The sequence below is a fragment of the Sporosarcina sp. YIM B06819 genome (genome assembly GCF_033485175.1).
Classification (GTDB): domain Bacteria; phylum Bacillota; class Bacilli; order Bacillales_A; family Planococcaceae; genus Sporosarcina.
Genome location: NZ_JAWLIQ010000012.1, coordinates 82,760 through 102,347, shown reverse-complemented (window position 1 = coordinate 102,347; position 19,588 = coordinate 82,760). Strand labels below are relative to the sequence as shown.

Here is a 19,588-nt window from a genome sequence, read left to right as displayed (position 1 = left end):
TCCTCCATGTCCCGTCAAATCCATTAGTAACGAAAAGCGAGGAGAGAAAATACATGAAGAAAATCAGCACAATCGCATTAGCAGCACTATTAGCAGGTAGCACGTTGGGTGGTTATTCAGCACTTGCACAGGAAGGGATTACGTCAATTTCCAATGACAAGGAGCAAGAACAACTACAAAACACAACGAATTATATGAAAGCAACGGGTGTTATTCAAGAAATTGAAAAAGAAACTGACGGTATTCGTGTAACGATTGAAAACGAAGATAAAATGATTACGATTTTACGCATCAATGATGATTCCCTGCTATTTAACAGTACAACAACGAATCAGTTGAAACTAGCAGACTTAAAAAAGGGTGCAAGTGTCGAAGCTTACTATGATAAAAACAAACCAATGATCTTGATTTATCCAACAACAGTGACGCCTGAAATTGTCATTGTAAAAGATGAAAAAGATTTTGGTACAGTGAAAATCAGTCAATTCGATAAAGATTTCCTTAGCCTTGATGGGGAATTAAAATTAAACATTGGTGAAGAAACACCATTATTCAATCAGCAAGGTAAAGCGATTGAAATGAAAGATTTACAAGGCAAAGAATTGCTGGTCTTTTACTCAATTACAACAATGAGTCTACCACCACAAACACCACCGACTAAAGTAATTGCTTTGGATAATGCAACAGAAGAAGTAGCACCTGAAGGTACTGGTGTGGAACAAATTATTGCTAACGATCACTACATGAAAAATGGTGTCAAAATGATTCCACTTCGTAAAGTAGCTGAGCATCTTGGTTACAATGTTCTATCTCAACCAAAAGTCAATGGTGCACTCGTTAGCCTACAGAACAGTTCATTCACGATTACACGAGGTGAAAAAATGTATGGCTATAACAAAAGTCTTCGTCAATTTGAAGTAGCACCTGAGCTCAAGGGCATGAAAACGTACGTTTCAGAAGATTTCTTTGAGCTATTGATCCAAAACTAACAACCGAAAAGCGTGATTAAAGCTTGAAACGATGGGACTGCCTTGAAATAGGGTAGACGTTTCAAGCTTTTTATTATGGATATAAATTCCCCGCGCGCAAAGAGAGCCGCCCACAAATAATAGAAACATCCATCAGCAAGACAAAATACAGCTATACATAACCTACATTTTTCGATAAAGTAAATAGAATAATTGAATAGCAAAGGAGAGTCGGCATGACTAAAAGTTTGTTAGCAAGTTTCTTAGCGATAATCGTCGTATTAACGACAATCGGTAGTGCATCAGCCACACCATTAATCCCAGATAATTCTCAAGCGAAAACCTGCTACAAGCCGAACAAGTCTGCAATGCATATCGTCAACGTCCAAGTGACGACATTGTGGAAGCAGCCGAATGTGAGTCGCCCAGCCGACAAACCATCGCTTACGAGCCCGACGGATCTTAAAAAGTGGGCGACAAGCATGAGTATCAACCAAAAGGAATGGCTGATTGGCAAAATAGATACGCAAGCATTGTACGGTCAGGAAGTTTCCGTTTTAAAAAGTAGCGGTGATTGGCATCAGGTGGCTGTCAAAGACCAATACGTTCCAAACAATCCATCTGGTTATCAGGGGTGGGTTCCGAAATTACATATAAAGGAAGTCTATTCAACTTCTAAAGATTGCCGGATTGCCGTTGTTGATGCACCGATTGCCAAGCTTTATAATGCGCCAAAGTTATCGGATAAATATCACTTTATGGACATTAGCTATACAACGATTTTGCCTGTCATTCAACAAGACAAAGATTGGCTGCAAGTCCAAACGCCATCCAATGGCGTGAAATATTTACGGCAACGGGATGCTAAAATATTTGAAAATTACGAAGCGATACCAAAACCCGCGCAACATGATATTGTCGATAATGCAATGAAGTTTATCGGCCTTCCATATTTATGGGCAGGTACATCTGGATTTGGCTTCGATTGCTCCGGCATCATGCACTCGGTTTATAAAAACCATGGTATTCTAATCCCGCGTGATTCCTCTGTCCAGGCGACGAAGGGAACGCCTGTTACGAAGAAAAATAGGCAGCCGGGCGATTTACTATTTTTCGCGCACAATAAAGGTAAAGGAAAAGTCTATCACGTGGGTATGTATATCGGGGATGGTAAAATGCTCCACGCTCCCAATTCCAGTAGAAAGGTAGAAGTTATTCCGGTTGATATCGGTATTTACAAAACAAACTACGCTGGGGCAAGACGCTATTTACAATGAACAAAACAGGGGCAGGCGCAAACTCCAGATGGAATGCACCTAGCCCCTTTTTGATACATATAATAAGGCAATGGCAATTCATCAGCCCAAAAAGGATGTGTTTATGCGTGTATTCCAATAACTCTAATCGCAATAAGAAATCAACATACACGCTAAATGATCTCTTGAAGGGAAAGGATATTGAAATTGTTGCCGCATCCCTTCTTCTGCTTGGTAAATTAAAAGTAGATTCTGTCCAATTATATAGGGATAGGCCTGTGATTGCCGTGTCCTTGTTAGGCGAATTTAAGAAAATGAACGGTCAAAAAGTAGATGAAATGACTGACTTTCTTGCGAAGAATGGCGATATGACGATAGATGAAATTATTGAGGGCTTTGCAAAGCGAATGAATAAAGACAGGGGGAATGGACGTGAGTGACATGACTAATTTTGATGGCGTAAAATTTCTTAATACAGTTATCTTAATCGTGTTCCTATTACTACTCGTTTTCGGTTCAACAAAACTTGGAAATTTGGAGGAGGTAGAAGATATTAACTAACGTAATGCAGCAGGGAGTCCAAACTCTCTGCTGCATTAAGTTTGGAAGGCAGCTATATTTCGCTGGGACTTGCCGTGCTTGATACGGAGTAAATCAGCCACCGTAAATTTCCTCAGATGAATGCCCTAAGTAACGCAAAGGAGGTCATGTGAATCACTCCAAATAAGGTTATTATTAATATTTTTGCCATTCGAATAGTTTGATTGACCTTTTATCCCCAATATAAGGTATTCTAATAGTGTCTAAGACAATTTAAGGGGGACTTTTTCATGAAATATAACCAAATTAAACATACGGATTTAAATGTTTCGAATATCATTATGGGCAATATGCGCTTGCCACAACTATCCTTAGTAGAAATTGAACAGCTAATTCGCACAGCGCTTGATGAGGGGATTAACTTCTTTGATCATGCAGATATTTATGGTCAAGGCCGAAGTGAAGAGTTATTTGCTGAAGCTATCCAAATGAATTCGAGCATCCGTGATAAAATGATTATACAAAGTAAATGTGGTATTAAAGGTAAAGAAAACTACTTCGATTTTTCCAAAGAGCATATCCTCGATTCGGTGGATGGTATCTTAAAGCGTTTACAAACAGATTATTTGGACTTGCTATTACTACATCGTCCTGATCCATTAATGGAGCCTGAAGAGGTTGCGGAAGCATTTGAGGTCTTGCACAGTAGCGGGAAAGTAAAGTATTTTGGGGTATCCAATCATAATCCTGCACAGATTGAGTTGTTGCAAAAATATACACCGCATAAATTAGTCGTCAACCAGGTCCAGCTTAGCATTGCACACACGCCGATCATTGACGCGGGTATTTCATTGAACATGAATATTGACCAAGCCATCAATCGCGATAGCAGTGTGCTCGAATATTGCCGTTTGCATGATATTCAGCTTCAAGCTTGGTCGCCATTCCAAAACGGTTTCTTTGAAGGTCCGTTTCTTGGTGATTTAGAAAAGTTTGCAGAGTTGAATAAAGTGATTGATGACCTTGCTGCTCTTTATCATGTAACAAATACGGCAATTGCTACGGCTTGGATTACTCGTCATCCGGCTAACATTCAAGTGGTATTAGGAACAACAAATCCACAGCGCCTAAAAGATGCTTGTGCAGGCGCAGAAATTAAACTAACACGAAAAGAATGGTATGACATTTATAAAGCAGCGGGGAATATCGTCCCTTGATTTCCGACTTAATTATGGTAATATTTAAACAACTATGAAAGGTGGAGTTTGTTATGAAAAAAATTACTTTTACTATTCGTCGCAATGTCTTTGGAGAAACAATCGGCGACTAATCGAAATGTTCGTTAGCTCGTCCGAATAATAGGGGGAGCATTTTTATGTTAAGTAAGCAAGGATTCGATTTATGGGCTAATGATTATGATCAAACGGTGCAGGTTAGCGAAAATAATGATTTATATCCGTTTGCTGGCTACAAGAAAATAATAAATACCATTTTCAATGAGGTTATGCAAAAGAAGCAATCAACGGTTTTGGATATAGGGTTTGGGACAGCTGTTTTAGCAAGTAAATTATATGATAATGGTCACCAAGTGGATGGTTTAGATTTTTCGGCGAAAATGATTGCGATTGCGCAGACTAAAATGCCGATGGCGAATTTACTAGAGTGGGATATTTCAAACGGTTTACCGGAAAACATCGTGTCCAATCAATATGATGCCATTATTAGCACATATACTTTACATCATTTAACAGATGAAGGTAAACTAACTTTTATAAAAAACTTACTACCACTACTTTCAGAGGGTGGAAAAATATTCATCGGTGACATCGCTTTTCAAACACGTGAAGCGCTTCACATATGTAGAGATGCAAGTCGAGCTTATTGGGATGACGATGAATTCTATTTTGTTGCTGATGAAATGACTGCAGCAATAAAAGATGAGTGTAGATGTGAATTTTATCCGCTATCCCATTGTGGTGGCGTGTTCGTCATCACGCGATAAATAGGAAAAATGAGTTGTTTTGGCAACTCATTTTTTTTATGTCAATTAAAATACAATGCTACTGGAGGATGGTTTGATGAAAATAAGAGAAATAACACCAAGCGATTCGGATAACTTGGCGCAACTCATTGTGAAAGTAGAAAAGACTTCAGATTTCATGTTGTTTGAAGCGGGTGAAAGAAAAATATCTGGGGAACAATTCCGCAAAAGGATTGAATCATTTGGTCAAGATGCATCAACCATTTTGGTAGCAGAGCAGCAGGGAGAATTAGTTGGATATTTAATCGTTGTAGCAGGAAATGCAAATAGGGCAAAACATTCCGCTTATCTTGTGATAGGTATTTCTGCCGAACATCGAGGTCAGGGAATAGGGAGCCAATTATTTAAACAACTCAATGCTTGGGCAAAAGACCATCAACTTCACCGTTTGGAACTGACTGTGATGGAAAGCAATTCAGCAGGGATTGCTCTATATCAGAAAAATGGTTTTGAAATTGAAGGTATTAAAAAAGACTCCTTATTCGTAAATGGACAATATGAAAACGAATACTATATGGCAAAGCTCATTGGATAATCGGTATTGTAGCATTAAGGGGTGTAATTATTTTTTTGAAGAAAAGAAAAAGGTGAAAGTTAGAATGGAAAGAATTGCAATTGATATGGATGAAGTCATCACGCATTTCAGCGCGAACTGTTTGGAGTTATTTAATGAAGAATTTAACACAGATTATACAACAGAAGATCTACAAGGAAAATTATTAGTAGAGCTAGACGCTAGATTTGCAGACAAGGTAGATCAGTATTTGGCAAATGAATCATTTTTTCTGGATTTACAAGTGATTAGAGACAGTCAAGAAGTTATCCAAAAGTTAAGTGCTCACTATGATATTTATATTGTCACGGCGGCAATGGAATTTCCAGCATCTTTAGCTCCAAAATATCAATGGTTAAAGCAGCACTTTAGCTTTTTGAATGACAAGAATTTTGTTTTTTGCGGAGATAAAAGTATTATTCATGCAGATTATTTAATAGATGATACGCCGAGTTGTTTAGACACATTTACAGGACAAGGTATACTGTTTACAGCACCGCATAATCGCGATATAAGTGGCTACACTCGTCTCAATAATTGGCAAGAGGTTGCACGATATTTTCTGAAAGTATAAAGAAAACCACCCGTCGATTTGGGTGGTTTTTTGCATATCTTATTCGCTAGCTTCAGGAGAAAATTGGCGTTGACCTAATTCTTTTTCGTAGATGTATAGCGCATTTTTATCTTCACCAATGCGTTTTAAATACTCGATATGTGTGTCAAAGGACGATTCTTCTTCAACTTGTTCGTCCAAGAACCATCTCAAAAACGAAATCGTTGCATGTTCTTTTTCTTCCCAGGCAAGATCAGTTAGATCGTAGAAATTTTTTGTTACTGATTTTTCTTGCAGCAAGCCAGATTCAAATGTATCTAAAATGGAACTGAAATGGATTTTAGGTTGGGATGTAGCGGCGAATTTAGCTTGAATCCCACGGTCATTTAAATAATTGTAAATTTTCATAGCGTGAAAACGCTCTTCTTCTGCCTGTTGGAGATAATAATTGGCAAAGCCACTGTAATTATTATGTTCACAATAAGCAGCCATTGCCATATAGGAATGAGCGGCATCGAATTCGTTGTTCAGCTGTCGGTTGAGTGCATCTGCTAATCGTTGACTGATCATAAGCCTAATTCCTCCATTTCATGTTGTAAAACCTACTTTTATTATAAATGATTTGTCGGGAATAATCACTTAATTTGATTAAGTCCAAGTTGGTTTGACAGTAGCCAATTCGAAAAATAAATAATCAGTACGAGCTCTGTATATTTCCTTCCATAGGATTCATACTAAATATGAATCCTATGAAAGGAGCTGAGAAGGGTGGATCCAGCACAATCGATTCAAGGCCAACAATTACAACAACTGCAACTACAACTTCGACAATTAGAACTGCAAATACAACTGCATCAACAACAGTTACAGGAAGCATGGCAGCCGCAACAACCAAAACAACAGGAATCAACACAGCCTGAGGCGCAACAGTCAAAACAACAACTGCAACAACAGGAATCTGCACAACCCGAATTACAACAAGAACAACCACAAGGGCGGCAAGAACAATCGCAAGAACAACCACAAGGGCGGCAAGAACAAACTCAAGAACAACCACAAGGGCGGCAAGAACAATCTCAAGAACAACCACAAGGGCAGCAAGAACAATCTCAAGAACAACCACAAGGGCAGCAAAAGCAGTTGCCTACTTACTTCACAGCACCAGAGATGGTGTCTACGCTGGATATTGGCTATCTGCAAGAACTGCTCAGTGCAAATTTACTGGCTGTGAAACAGTATCGGCAAGCCACTAAAGATTGCCAACTACCCGATTTAAAAGTGCAATTTAAAGAAGCGGGCAAAATACATTTACAGCATTATAATGACCTGTTGAGTTTCTTGAATGAAAATGGAGGAGCCGGCAAATGACTTTTTCCAATAAAATTGAAAACCCACAGACACCACCACCCGAAAAACAAACATTTAACGATAATGAAATTTTACGCGCTGCTATTGCAACAGAAAGGAATTTTTGCAATAGCTATACAACCGCTATGCTTGGGGCAAGCCATGAAAAATTATATAAGCTCATTTTCGAGATGCTAAAAGATGCAGCTCAACAGCACCGAAAATTAGTAGACTTACAATTCCAGCACGGCTGGCTTTCGCTAACACCAGCTCCAAGTGAGGAAGTTAAAGCGCTTGAAAAGGAGTTTCGAGATGCTGAGAAACAATTGAAATAGTATACAGATATAGCAATTTGATTAATCTTATATGAAATTGCCTTGTGCTACAACTAGGAATGTTCGATTGAATTTCTTATTCAATTGTTATAGGGGATATCTACTGAATCAAGTGCTAATTCTTTATGAATATAGCGTTTTGATTAATCGTAAATGGAATAGTCTTATGTTATAATTATAAATATTCAATTGGGTTTCTTTATCCAATTGATAGGGGGCTTCCATTTACCTATTCGTTACACAAAAACACCCACTCCTTCACGAGTAGGTGTTTACAGGTTAAACTATTCGCGAATGATACTTGCAGGTATCATTAAGGGATTACTTTAATAACTCCAACTGCGCCTTTTGTAGCGTGATTAAACTGGTGTGTAACGAATGGATAATCCCCAGCTTCTGTGACTATGAATTCAACGACAGCTCCACCACTTGCGGGAAGCATAACTGTTTGTAGTCCTTTCATATGGTTGGCTGGATTCCCATCAATATATACATCGTCTAGAATTGTCCCGATCACGTGGAAGGAGCTTACTTCGTTAGGTCCCACGTTATTTATATAAATTCGAACTTTTTCTCCAACTTTTGCAACAAGTGGCTGGTCTTTCAAAGTGAATGTATCGCCATTTGTATTGAGGTCACCTTCGTTTAATGCTTTTGTTGAGAAGACGACTTGGCTTGGTACGCCGTTTGTCATATCATCCAAATCATTTTCTTTGTACCATTCATTTTGTACAATCACAAATTCCCGGTCGACTTCATTGTCAGTCGGATAGCCATTTTTTGGTTTGACGATGATTACTCCGTGCATTCCGTTCGCGATATGTTCCAAAACGGGGGCAGTCGCACAATGGTACATGAAAACGCCAGGTCTGTTGGCAGGATAAGTAAATGTACCTTCTTCATTTGGCATAACATCTGCAAAACCTACATTTGGTGCTACATGCATTGAATGGAAATCCATACTATGCGGAACAGCAGGGTCAATGTTGTCCAGTGTAAAGTTGACGAGATCACCTTCGTTGACAACAAGGAGTGGTCCTGGTGCTTCTCCGTTAAATGTCCACGCCTTATACATTTTTCCTTTTGCGATTTCAATATCTGTAATTTGCGAAGTCATTTTAATATTGACTTCATGCTCTCCAACACGTTCAAATTCAACAGGAACGGGTGGTTGATTTAACCCTTCGTGAGGAGCATATACCTTAACATCTGCCGTAGAACTTACCGATTCCACTTTCACTTTTCCCACATCTGTGACTGCTGCAGTCGATCCGCAAGCCCCCAATATCAGTGATACAGATAACATTGTTGCGCCTAGCGCCGTGCCTTTTCTCATCATAAACCCTCCTTGATATTTTTACCAGATTCTATCTGATACCTATATCATAGGTGGGGGCTACAACCTGAAGTGTGATTTTAATCACACTATTTTGCTTGTCAAAAATTGTTCATACTTAAAGCTCGTTACTAGGGGAAATGATGAACGATTCGTGAATTAAGCTGATTGTCACAAATTATTCGAAAAGTAAGAAGGAAATGACAGTATCTCTAGATAAGTCATTTTTATAGAGGGGATATCTCTGTTTAGTGTTTTTAGTTCAAAATGCTCGATGTCTAAACGGAAAGCAGGCCCATATCGTTTATTCAGAAATCCAGAGGAGAAAAAGGTAAAACTTTGTATGCCATGTTCTGAGTATGCAGAGCGGAGAGCATATCTTAGAATTCGGTGAATGAAAGGTATAGACGAGTACATAATAAATGAGCGCATGAAACATTGACTGTTTCATGCGCTCATTTTTATTATTGCACCCATTCCCCAACCGTTTGCCCCATCTTCACTTCCGTATTTAAGCCTACTGTTGGTGTGAAGTTTGGATGATTCTCAATGAAAAGAATAACAGTAGAGCCGAAGCTGAAATAGCCAAAATCTTGTCCTTTGACACATTCCTTCGATGCGTTATAAAGCTGAATGCTGTTAACATTTAACGCACCAACTTTAACAATGGCCACGTTGCCAAAAGCTGTTGACACTTCTGAAATTAACCGATGATTTGTCGAGAATGGGCTCTGTCCAAGGCGCAATCCCAAATTATTCACGGGATATGACACACCTCCAAGTGCATAGCGTGACACGATTTCTCCATCGATTGGATAATGGAAATGGTGATAATGGCTTGGAGACAAGTAAAAAATATAGTAGTAGCCATCTTTATAAGTAGCTGCTTTTTTTTCAGTGCCCATGATTTCATTTAGTCCAAACTGATGATTTTTAATGAGAAAAGTTTGATCTGTATTTATTTTACCTACGCCACTTAGCACACCATCGACGGGCGAAATCATCGCATTGGGTGAAGTGTCAATTTGCCGACTGCCTTCTTTTAATTGGCGCGTAAACAGGGCTTGTAAACTGTCATAATGACGAATCGGGTGTTCCATTTCTGCTTCATTGATGCGATAGGTGTTAGCAAAAGGCTGGATCAGTGGGCGACTCCATCGGGAAGTCGTCACTGATTTTAATAGGCTAGATGCTACTGGATTGCCTGTTAGTTCGACAAAGTATTTAAAGAGTGTTTTTTTCAAAATGATCCCTGCCTTAGACTTTTGTAATACGAATATTGCTGACCATTAATGCCGATAGAACAACCATTAGTATGATAAAGAATAGAGGCTGCATATAAGGAATAAGGAAAAAGCTGAGTGTCATCAAAACGCCTGCTGCTGTAATTGGCAGACCGCAAAAGGCTCCATCAAATTCAGTAGAATTGTAGCGGGCAAGACGAACTGCACCAGCCAATATATAGATAACCGTTACAATGATGCCAGCCCAAATCTCCGTACCTAACGCCATTTCGTAGATTAATAACGCAGGCGCAACGCCAAATGACACGAGGTCACACAAAGAATCGAGCTCTTTGCCAAAAAGAGATTCTGCATCGAAACGTCTTGCGACCATTCCATCAAAACGATCAAATAAAGCTGCAAGGAAAATAAATACTAAACTCATATGGGCTAAGTCTTTTATAACAAGAATAATGGCGAGAACCCCAAAACTGAGATTAACTAAAGTAATGGCATTCGCTAACTGTGCTTTAATCTTCATTTTTGTATTATCAAAGTGTCCCAATGAAAACATGAACTCCCTCCTAACTGTATAATTTTATTTTTCATAGCTTTTACCCGAACTACCCGAGGATTTAATAATACCACGACTTGGCTAGAAAAGATTGCCCTGTAAGGTGAATCGCACTAATTTTTGTTTCATTTTATTGTATTCTTGAGTAAGTTAAAAATTGAACCCTAACTTTTGGGATGAAAGTGAAATGACTGAACCATACTAACGGAGAACTACAATGTTAGTAAGGGAGGTTTTGTGATGAATAAAAAAAATGATAAAATTAGCACGGCAGCTTTACGGAAAAAAACAGGCAAGATGAAAGAAGAAATATCCCTTGAGTTAGAAGAAATTGGGAATTTGAATCCGAAATATGAACCGATGACTCCGAATGACCGACAAAAAAGTGAATCGGAACGGACGTATAAATAAGATTTTTAAAGATAAGCTGCAGTCTTCGGACAGCAGCTTATCTTTGTGAAAAACCATAATAATCTCTATACTTTCGTATATAACCTGTTCATGGGATAATGTACGAAGAATGTGAGGTTGATGAGGATGTCATTTCAAAATTATCGATTAAGTAGTGAAATTATACGAGCGCTAGACGGGCTCGGGTATTCATCTCCAACAGAGGTACAGGAGAAAGTGCTTCCTGCTGCGTTAGACCGTACTGATTTGGTCGTGAAATCGCAGACGGGGAGTGGGAAGACGGCGGCGTTTGGTATTCCAATTTGTGAGATGGTCAATTGGGATGAAAATAAGCCACAGGCGCTTATTTTAACGCCAACACGTGAATTGGCGGATCAGGTTAAGGAAGATATTACGAATATTGGTCGTTTCAAGCGGGTCAAAGCGGCTGCTGTCTATGGTAAGCAGCCTTTTGCTTATCAGAAGGAAGAGTTGAAGCAGAAATGCCACGTTGTTGTGGGAACGCCAGGGCGTGTATTGGATCATATTGAGCGTGGGACGCTGGTGCTGGAGAAAATCGATTATCTTGTGTTAGATGAAGCAGATGAAATGCTGAATATGGGCTTTATCGACCAAGTTGAAGCGATTATTAACCAATTGCCGAAAAAAAGAACGACGATGCTATTTTCTGCGACGCTTCCGGAAAAGATAGCAACATTGAGTAGTAAATATATGGACAATCCCGAAAATATTGAGATTGCGTCAACGGTTACGTTAACGGACCAAATTGACCATTCGCTAATTATTGTCAGAGAGCAGCAGAAGTTTGATATGTTGCGCGATGTGACAGTTGTTGAAAATCCAGATAGCTGTATTATTTTTTGCCGAACGAAAGATCAAGTAGATGGAGTTACAGAACAGCTTGAGAAATTCTTTTACACATGTGATAAATTGCATGGCGGTATGATGCAGGAGGATCGCTTTGCGGTGATGGATGCCTTCAAGCGAGGAGAGTTCCGTTATTTAGTAGCGACGGATGTTGCTGCACGCGGAATTGATATTGACAGTATTACGCATGTTATTAACTATGATATTCCTTTGGAAAATGAAAGTTACGTTCACCGAGTTGGGCGAACGGGGCGTGCGGGTAAAAGAGGGAAGGCAATTTCCTTTGTTACACCTCATGAAGATAAATTCTTAGCAGACATCGAAGCTTATATCGGTTTTGAGATTCCACAACGAAATGCGCCATCTAAGCAAGCTGTTGAAGCCGCAAAGGATGCATTCATTGAAAAAATGGAGCAACTGCCTAAGTTGAAAAAGGATAAAAGTGAACTTGTAAGTAAAGATATTATGAAGCTGTATTTCAATGGTGGTAAGAAGAAGAAGTTACGGGCATTTGACTTTGTCGGTACCATTACTAATATTCCAGGTGTGACGGGCGAGGATATCGGTATTATTAAAATCCAGGATACGGAGACGTATATTGATATTTTAAATGGTAAGGGCAAGCTCGTTTTGGATGCAATGCGGACGACGACTGTAAAGGGTAAGTTATTGAAGGTGCATAAAGCGAATAAATGATAATCAATTACGCCGAGGCTTTATCTTCATTCAGCGGGGGGCTTCTGCTGAATGAAGATAAAGGGAAAAGCCAGCCTTCCTTCCATTTCAGGTTTTGAAATGGGGGGAGGCTGGCTTTTCTAGTGTGAGTTTATGAAAATAGAAGTGAGTTTGCATGATTTACGGGCGAGTCCACAAAATCTCCCGCATTTTCACCAATTATTTCTGCAAAACAGCATAGCGCTCTCGCATTTTATTCGTAGCAAGGACCATGTTTTTCAATGCCGCTATTGTTTCTTCATGCTTTCTTGTTTTCAAGCCGCAGTCTGGGTTAATCCAAAATTGACTTGGTTCGAGTACTCCTAAGCCTTGCTCGATGACGTCGACCATTTCTTGGACTTCAGGTACTCGTGGGCTATGGATATCATAGACGCCGAGGCCAATGCCTTTGTCGTATGAGAAGTCATTGAAGGCAGAGACGAGATCGCCGTGACTTCGTGATGTTTCGATAGAGATGACGTCTGCATCGAGTCCGCTGATGGAGTCGATGAAGTCGTTGAATTCACAGTAGCACATATGCGTATGAATTTGCGTTGTATCCTGTACGGAAGCTGTCGCGAGTCTGAATGCATTGATGGCCCATTCAAGGTAGTAGTTCCAGTCCGACTTTTTGAGTGGCAAGCCTTCGCGAAGGGCAGGTTCGTCGACTTGGATGATGTGGATGCCAGCAGCCTCCAGTGCTTCAACTTCTTTACGCAACGCGAGTGCAATTTGATAGGTAACTTCTTTGCGTGAAATATCGTCGCGCACAAATGACCAGTTCAAAATGGTGACTGGGCCTGTCAGCATGCCTTTCATCGGTTTGTCCGTTAAGGATTGGGCATAGACTGATTCTTCAACTGTCATTGGATTGATGAATGTCACATCTCCGAAAATGACTGGTGGTTTGACACAGCGTGAGCCGTAGGAAACAACCCAAGCTTTTTCAGTGAAAACAAAACCGCCTAATTTCTCTCCGAAATATTCCACCATATCTGTTCGTTCGAATTCACCATGAACGAAGACATCTAGTCCAATTTCCTCTTGAATAGCAATCCATTGTTTAATTTCATCGCGAACGAAGTCTTGGTATTGTGCATCCGTTGACTCGCCTTTACGCCATTTAGTCCGTGCACGACGAACTTCGGGAGTTTGTGGGAAACTACCGATTGTCGTAGTTGGCAATAGTGGCAAATTAAATGTTTCTTGCTGCTTATCACGACGTTCTTTGAATGGCGATTTTCGCTTGCTGTCTTGTTCTCCAATGTTTTGCACGGCTTCTAGCAAATCAGGGTGATTTCTTGCTGGTAAGTCCGCTAGATTTTGACGTGCTGTTACACTTGCTACTACTGCGTCATCGATAGTATGATTCCCTTCTCGTACGCCTTTTACTAGCGTTGTGACTTCCACAAGCTTTTCATCTGCAAAAGCAAGTGCGGCTTTAATCGTTGCGTCCAGTTGCACCTCTGATTGCACGGTAACCGGAACATGCAACAGACTGCTGGAAGGTTGTACCCAAATGCGATCCACTGGCACAATCTGTGTCAATGTATCGAGCAAAGTAGCTTTTTCTTGCAAGTCTGCACGCCAGATGTTGCGTCCATCAATTAAACCAGCAGCAAGCACTTTATCCGCTGGGAACCCATGTGATTGCAATTGTTCAAGATTCTTCTCTGCACCTTGTGCAAAATCAAGACCAATCCCGGCAACAGGCAGGTTAACAACTTCTTCATAGTGCTCAACTGAGTCAAAATACGTTTGTAATAAAATATTGGCATTGGACGCTTCCACGCTTAATTGTTTGTAAATTTCAGTAACAGTTTGGATGTCTTCTTTTGTCAATGACGTTGATAGAATAGGTTCTTCAAGTTGAATCCACTGTGCTCCGGCATCTGCTAATTCATTCAAAATCTGACTGTATAAAGGAATTAATTGCAAAATGAACGCAGGAATATCTTTTTTGTCATAGCCTTTTGAACGTTTTAAAAACGTATATGGTCCGATTAAAACAGGCTTGCCATCAATGCCTAACTTTTCTTTCGCTTCCAGATAGGCATTGAGGGGCTTGTTCTCTGTTAATACTAGTTTTTTCTGGCTATATTCAGGAACGATGTAATGGTAGTTCGTATTGAACCATTTGGTCATTTCTGACGCAACTGCTTGGTCATTACCGCGTGCAATCGAGAAATATGTTTCGAGTGATACATCGCCACCAGACCAGTTAAAGCGTTCAGGAATCATGCCAAACATCACAGCTGTATCGAGCATCCTGTCGTATAAAGTGAAATCACCGACAGGAATCAGGTCAATTCCCGCAACTTTCTGTTTTTGGAGGCGCTCGAGACGAAGTTTTTCAATTTCCTCGAGGAATAGACTTTCCTCTAATGTTCCAGCCCAAAAGGCTTCAAGCGCTTTTTTCCATTCTCTGTTGCCCCCGATATACGGGTAGCCGATCGTACTGCTGACAATTGACATAATGATTCGTCTCCTCTTTTTATGAAGTGAAGAAGTGTTTTTTAGGTAATAAAAAAAACACTTCTAACGAGGGTTAGAAATGTTTACGTAGCTGATTCCGTTGAAACGGATCGTACTTGCATGCGAAAGCATACAAATCATTTGCGTTGTCATCCTAACACTCCCTATCGACCGTAGGGTAGAGCGGTACAAAAATAGGCAGTTATCTGGCTTCAGCAATATTGCTGTTACAGTGGCGGGACCGCGCCGGATTATCGTTTCACCGGCTTCACTTTTAAGATCTGACAAACTCTCAGACCACCTATTTCTATTGCTTTACTATTTAATTATCGATGTGTTCAAAACTATCATGTATTTATTATTCTGTCAAACAGAACATTTCGAAGTCTCGATAACTAGGATTAAAAAAATCTACTTAAGAAAGACTTACACAATAATTATTTTTCTAACTTGCTTCAGCAGAAATCCCGCGTTTCTATAAGTAGCGTTTTGAATGTAAAGTAGCTGATTTAATTCAGTATGGGTTCAAACCCTGCTGAATCAAGTTATCCTCCGGAGGATGTCACAAATTTTGAAAGGAATAAATTGTGCAAGCACAATTTAAAATTTGGACTCAATTACGCTGTGGCGTAATTGATAGTAAAAACCCTCCCATACGAACTTTAGTAGTGGCAACAATGAAGGTGACAGATTAGGGTTTACATTAGATTGCTTACCGAATGTAAACGCTTTATTGTTAATGTTAATAACAGATGTGTACCACATCACTGGGGAGAAGGGAGCTAACAATTATGACGAACGAACAACAAGGTTCTGGTATTAAAGTAAAAGTTCAGCGTTTTGGAAGTTTTTTAAGTGGCATGATTATGCCAAATATAGGTGCATTTATTGCTTGGGGGATTATTACAGCATTATTTATTCCAACGGGTTGGATTCCAAACGAAGATTTTGCACAACTTGTAGGACCTATGATCAATTACTTACTACCAATTTTAATTGGATTTACAGGTGGACGTCTTGTCCATGGAATTCGTGGGGGAGTCGTTGGTGCAACGGTTACAATGGGGGTCATTGTAGGGGCAGAAATTCCAATGTTCCTAGGTGCAATGATTGTAGGACCTTTAGGTGGATGGGTGATTAAGTGGGTTGATAAATTAATTGAAGGAAAAATTAAGGCCGGCTTTGAAATGCTTGTCAATAACTTTTCATCAGGTATTATTGGATTCTTTTTAGCGCTGGTTGCTTTTAAAGGAATTGGACCAGTAGTAGAGGCGTTGAATAAAGCACTTGGATCAGGTGTGCAAGCGATTGTCGATGCCAATCTATTGCCGATTGCAAGTATATTAGTAGAGCCGGCAAAAGTATTATTTTTAAATAATGCCATTAACCATGGTGTGTTAGGTCCAATCGGAATTGAGCAAGCTACTCAAACAGGTAAATCGATTCTCTTCCTGTTGGAGGCTAATCCAGGACCTGGTTTTGGGATATTGCTCGCTTATATGATTTTTGGTAAAGGTATGGCGAAGCAAACAGCATCAGGCGCAGGAATCATTCATTTCCTTGGAGGAATTCATGAAATTTACTTCCCGTACATTTTAATGAGGCCATTGCTATTGGTTGCAGCAATTGCGGGAGGCGCAACGGGCGTATTTACACTTCAATTATTTGGAGGTGGCTTGGTTGCGGCGGCATCACCTGGTAGTATTTTTGCCATCCTAGCGATGACACCAAAAGGCAGTTATTTAGCTGTTATTGCCGGTGTGTTCTTTGCAACGCTTGTGTCATTCATCGTGGCATCGATTATTCTAAAAACGGGTAAACAAACTGAAGAAGATGATTTGTTGAAAGCGACGGAAAAAACGTCTGCATTAAAAGGTAAAGAAAGTCGAGCGGCAGACTTTATGCAACAAGCAGTAGCTAAAGAAGTATCACTTTCAGCTGTTAAACATATTATTTTTGCATGTGATGCAGGGATGGGATCTAGTGCGATGGGTGCTTCGATTTTGAGGAATAAAGTGAAGAAAGCCGGCTTAGATGTTGAAGTTTCAAATATGGCAATTAATAACTTGCCAGTAGATGCGGAAGTTGTGATTACTCATAAAGATTTAACAGATCGGGCACAGGCCAAAGCACCAAATGCCTATCATATATCAGTCGAAAACTTCTTGAATAGCCCGAAATACGATGAGCTACTTGAAAAGTTGAAGTAATCATAAGGAATAGCAGAACTCGGCCTATTTATGGGCTGAGTTTTGCTAATGGCAAGAAAATGCAGCGTTAATGGGGTGTTTACGATGTATATTTCGGCTCGTGAAAAAGCAATTATCGAGGTGTTGATTGACCGGCAAGAAGAACTGACTATCAAAGAGTTATCGAAAGAAATCAATGTCAGTTCTCGGACAATTCATCGTGATTTGGATAGAATTGAAGAGCTTTTACGGGGCTATCATTTGGAGCTGTTGCGAAAAGCCGGGGTTGGCATTCAGATTATAGGTGCTAACCAACATAAAGAGGACTTGAAAAGAGAGCTGAATGTATTTACTTTTCGTGAATATACGTTAGAAGAAAGGCAGACGATGATCCTGTGCATATTGTTCGAATCATCTGAGCCTGTGAAGCTTTTTGCGCTTGCCAATGAATTACGTGTCACCATTGCGACGATTAGTACGGATTTACTAAAGCTGGAGCAGCAAATGAAACCGTTTGAACTGTCGATTGTGAAACGAAGAGGCTATGGGATTGAAATAAGCGGATCAGAAAAAGCGAAACGAAGGGCCATGAGCTATACCATTGCCAAAACGTTAAAGGAAGATGAGTTTTTGTCGCTCATTAAAGAGCGTATTGAGAAAAGTTCTGTCAGCCAGGAGCATTCAATTTCGGAGCGATTATTGCATCTTGTTGATCGGGAAAAATTATTGATTATCGAGCATGTGATGCAGGACTTACAACGGGTTCTGCCATTTCCGATTACAGATAGTGCGTATGTTGGCTTGCTTGTGCATCTTGCGTTGGCGATTGAACGTATCTTACTAGGTGAAAATATTGAAATGGACCAACAGTATTTGGGGCAATTAAAAATGGAAGCGGAATTCGCTATCGCACAGGAAATTATTGATAAGATGGCGGCTCGCTTTGAAATTGCTATACCTGAGGCTGAAATCGGCTATATTACGATGCATCTTCAAGGCGCAAAACTTCGCCAGCATAAAGGGGAATTGCTTGAAGCGGCCAATTTGCAAACCGTTATGCAAGCGAAGCAATTGATGCACTTCATCGAAGAGGAAACAGGTTATGAATTGATGAATGACGAGTCCCTTTTGGAAGGGCTTGTTACACATTTGAAGCCGGCCATTTATCGAATTCGACAAAATATGGGCATTACGAACCCATTATTGCCAAGCATTCGTAAAGATTATGAGGATTTGTTTCTGCTGGTCAAAGAAGCAGTGGAAAAAGTGTTTCCAGACTTACAAATTCCTGATGAAGAAATTGGCTTCCTAGTCATGCACTTTGGTTCTGCACTGCTTGGCTTGAAGGGGGAGAGGGATTTAACCGCATATGTTGTTTGTTCCAGTGGTATTGGGACATCAAAAATGCTGATATCCCGGCTTCAACGTGAAATTCCTGAAATTGCACAAACTAAGAACGTTTCTTTATTCGAATTAAAAGAACTTCAAATTGAGGATAGAGATCTGGTTATTTCAACCATTTACTTACATGACTTCCCGCGGGAATATTTAATTGTCAGTCCATTTATGACCGCAGAAGAAATTAAGCAAGTACAGCTGTATGCAAGAAGGCAGATGTTGATTGAAAAATCGGCGCCTGCATTGATTGAAAGTGACTCAACGATTGAAGAGGTTAAGAACAGAATGAACAAGCTTTATTTATATACGGGGGCTGTGTCTGAGATATTGTTGAATTTCAATCTTACGTCATACCGAGGACCAATATCTGCAAAACAGTGCATACGTGAAGCTTGTCTTGCATTGGAAAAGAAAGCAATCATAACAGATGCTGAAATGATTGCGGATGCTCTATTTGCCAGGGAAGCCATTGGAGGAATTGGCATTCCAGAAACAAAGCTTGCTTTGTTCCATACACGTCATGAACAGGTGCTTAAGCCTTCGTTTACGATGTACACACTTCAAGATCCAGTTGTACTGAAAGCAATGGACGGAACAGATGTTGAAGTGAGCCAGTTATTACTTCTATTATCACCTCATCCGTACCATGAACCCGGTTTAGAAGTGCTTAGTTTAATTAGTGCACTAATTATCGAAAATGAAAAAAGTATTGAGCTGTTTGAAACTGGCGATGAAACAGTGATTCATACGTATTTGGCGAATAAATTTGAGCAGTTTATACATGAAAAAACAAACTAATTGAGGAGTG

At 39.9% G+C, this 19,588-nt stretch carries 19 protein-coding genes and 1 riboswitch; of the genes, 14 read left to right on the top strand and 5 right to left on the bottom strand.

What is annotated here, in order from left to right:
- Positions 1 to 53: 53 nt before the first annotated feature.
- From R2B72_RS09935 to R2B72_RS09900, 8 genes are all read left to right on the top strand, one after another.
- Positions 54 to 989 carry a stalk domain-containing protein gene (locus R2B72_RS09935; protein WP_318616349.1) on the top strand — a complete coding sequence of 312 codons (936 nt, stop codon included), beginning with the start codon at positions 54 to 56 and terminating at the stop codon, positions 987 to 989.
- A gap of 215 nt (positions 990 to 1,204) precedes the next feature.
- On the top strand, positions 1,205 to 2,245 hold the full coding sequence (locus R2B72_RS09930; RefSeq protein WP_318616348.1) for a C40 family peptidase: 1,041 nt from the start codon (positions 1,205 to 1,207) through the stop codon (positions 2,243 to 2,245).
- Positions 2,246 to 2,352: 107 nt separating this feature from the next.
- The gene (locus R2B72_RS09925; protein WP_318616347.1) at positions 2,353 to 2,664 is read left to right on the top strand and encodes a hypothetical protein; all 312 of its coding nucleotides are present in this window, start codon (positions 2,353 to 2,355) and stop codon (positions 2,662 to 2,664) included.
- Positions 2,657 to 2,785 carry a hypothetical protein gene (locus R2B72_RS09920; RefSeq protein WP_318616346.1) on the top strand — a complete coding sequence of 43 codons (129 nt, stop codon included), beginning with the start codon at positions 2,657 to 2,659 and terminating at the stop codon, positions 2,783 to 2,785. The genes R2B72_RS09925 and R2B72_RS09920 overlap by 8 nt, the downstream gene beginning before the upstream one ends.
- 269 nt (positions 2,786 to 3,054) lie before the next feature.
- Positions 3,055 to 3,981, top strand: coding sequence for an aldo/keto reductase (locus R2B72_RS09915; RefSeq protein WP_318616345.1), 927 nt, complete (start codon positions 3,055 to 3,057; stop codon positions 3,979 to 3,981).
- A gap of 158 nt (positions 3,982 to 4,139) precedes the next feature.
- Positions 4,140 to 4,766, top strand: a complete 627-nt coding sequence (locus R2B72_RS09910; protein ID WP_318616344.1) for a class I SAM-dependent methyltransferase — start codon at positions 4,140 to 4,142, stop codon at positions 4,764 to 4,766.
- Between the two features lie 76 nt (positions 4,767 to 4,842).
- Positions 4,843 to 5,340, top strand: coding sequence for a GNAT family N-acetyltransferase (locus tag R2B72_RS09905; protein WP_318616343.1), 498 nt, complete (start codon positions 4,843 to 4,845; stop codon positions 5,338 to 5,340).
- Positions 5,341 to 5,404: 64 nt separating this feature from the next.
- Entirely contained in the window at positions 5,405 to 5,932 is a 528-nt protein-coding gene (locus R2B72_RS09900; protein ID WP_318616342.1) for a 5' nucleotidase, NT5C type, read from the top strand.
- A 39-nt stretch (positions 5,933 to 5,971) separates the two neighbouring features.
- Here R2B72_RS09900 and R2B72_RS09895 read toward each other — a convergent pair whose 3' ends face one another.
- Entirely contained in the window at positions 5,972 to 6,481 is a 510-nt protein-coding gene (locus tag R2B72_RS09895; protein ID WP_318616341.1) for a ferritin, read from the bottom strand.
- A gap of 198 nt (positions 6,482 to 6,679) precedes the next feature.
- Here R2B72_RS09895 and R2B72_RS09890 point away from each other — a divergent pair, with 198 nt between their 5' ends.
- Positions 6,680 to 7,279 (top strand): hypothetical protein, encoded by a 600-nt coding sequence (locus R2B72_RS09890; protein WP_318616340.1) that lies wholly within the window; start codon positions 6,680 to 6,682, stop codon positions 7,277 to 7,279.
- On the top strand, positions 7,276 to 7,593 hold the full coding sequence (locus R2B72_RS09885) for a spore coat protein (protein ID WP_318616339.1): 318 nt from the start codon (positions 7,276 to 7,278) through the stop codon (positions 7,591 to 7,593). The genes R2B72_RS09890 and R2B72_RS09885 overlap by 4 nt, the downstream gene beginning before the upstream one ends.
- Positions 7,594 to 7,906: 313 nt before the next feature.
- On the opposite strand, the gene R2B72_RS09880 is transcribed toward R2B72_RS09885, so the two are convergent.
- The 3 genes from R2B72_RS09880 to pssA form a co-directional block, all read right to left on the bottom strand.
- On the bottom strand, positions 7,907 to 8,932 hold the full coding sequence (locus tag R2B72_RS09880) for a multicopper oxidase domain-containing protein (protein ID WP_318616338.1): 1,026 nt from the start codon (positions 8,930 to 8,932) through the stop codon (positions 7,907 to 7,909).
- A gap of 461 nt (positions 8,933 to 9,393) precedes the next feature.
- Positions 9,394 to 10,173, bottom strand: coding sequence for a phosphatidylserine decarboxylase (locus R2B72_RS09875; protein ID WP_318616337.1), 780 nt, complete (start codon positions 10,171 to 10,173; stop codon positions 9,394 to 9,396).
- A 13-nt stretch (positions 10,174 to 10,186) separates the two neighbouring features.
- Complete coding sequence (gene pssA, locus R2B72_RS09870) at positions 10,187 to 10,726, bottom strand: CDP-diacylglycerol--serine O-phosphatidyltransferase (protein ID WP_318616336.1); 540 nt, start codon at positions 10,724 to 10,726, stop codon at positions 10,187 to 10,189.
- A 240-nt stretch (positions 10,727 to 10,966) separates the two neighbouring features.
- Here pssA and R2B72_RS09865 point away from each other — a divergent pair, with 240 nt between their 5' ends.
- Positions 10,967 to 11,137: a hypothetical protein gene (locus R2B72_RS09865; RefSeq protein ID WP_318616335.1), complete on the top strand. Its 171-nt coding sequence runs from the start codon at positions 10,967 to 10,969 to the stop codon at positions 11,135 to 11,137.
- A 117-nt stretch (positions 11,138 to 11,254) separates the two neighbouring features.
- Complete coding sequence (locus tag R2B72_RS09860) at positions 11,255 to 12,700, top strand: DEAD/DEAH box helicase (RefSeq protein ID WP_318616334.1); 1,446 nt, start codon at positions 11,255 to 11,257, stop codon at positions 12,698 to 12,700.
- Positions 12,701 to 12,898: 198 nt separating this feature from the next.
- Here R2B72_RS09860 and metE read toward each other — a convergent pair whose 3' ends face one another.
- Positions 12,899 to 15,193, bottom strand: coding sequence for a 5-methyltetrahydropteroyltriglutamate--homocysteine S-methyltransferase (gene metE / locus R2B72_RS09855; RefSeq protein WP_318616333.1), 2,295 nt, complete (start codon positions 15,191 to 15,193; stop codon positions 12,899 to 12,901).
- Between the two features lie 179 nt (positions 15,194 to 15,372).
- Positions 15,373 to 15,513, bottom strand: a riboswitch (cobalamin riboswitch).
- A 471-nt stretch (positions 15,514 to 15,984) separates the two neighbouring features.
- Between metE and R2B72_RS09850 the strand changes: the two genes are divergently transcribed.
- Positions 15,985 to 17,403 (top strand): PTS mannitol transporter subunit IICBA, encoded by a 1,419-nt coding sequence (locus R2B72_RS09850; RefSeq protein ID WP_318616332.1) that lies wholly within the window; start codon positions 15,985 to 15,987, stop codon positions 17,401 to 17,403.
- Positions 17,404 to 17,451: 48 nt separating this feature from the next.
- On the top strand, positions 17,452 to 19,578 hold the full coding sequence (locus R2B72_RS09845; RefSeq protein ID WP_318616331.1) for a BglG family transcription antiterminator: 2,127 nt from the start codon (positions 17,452 to 17,454) through the stop codon (positions 19,576 to 19,578).
- The last annotated feature ends 10 nt before the right edge of the window (positions 19,579 to 19,588 follow it).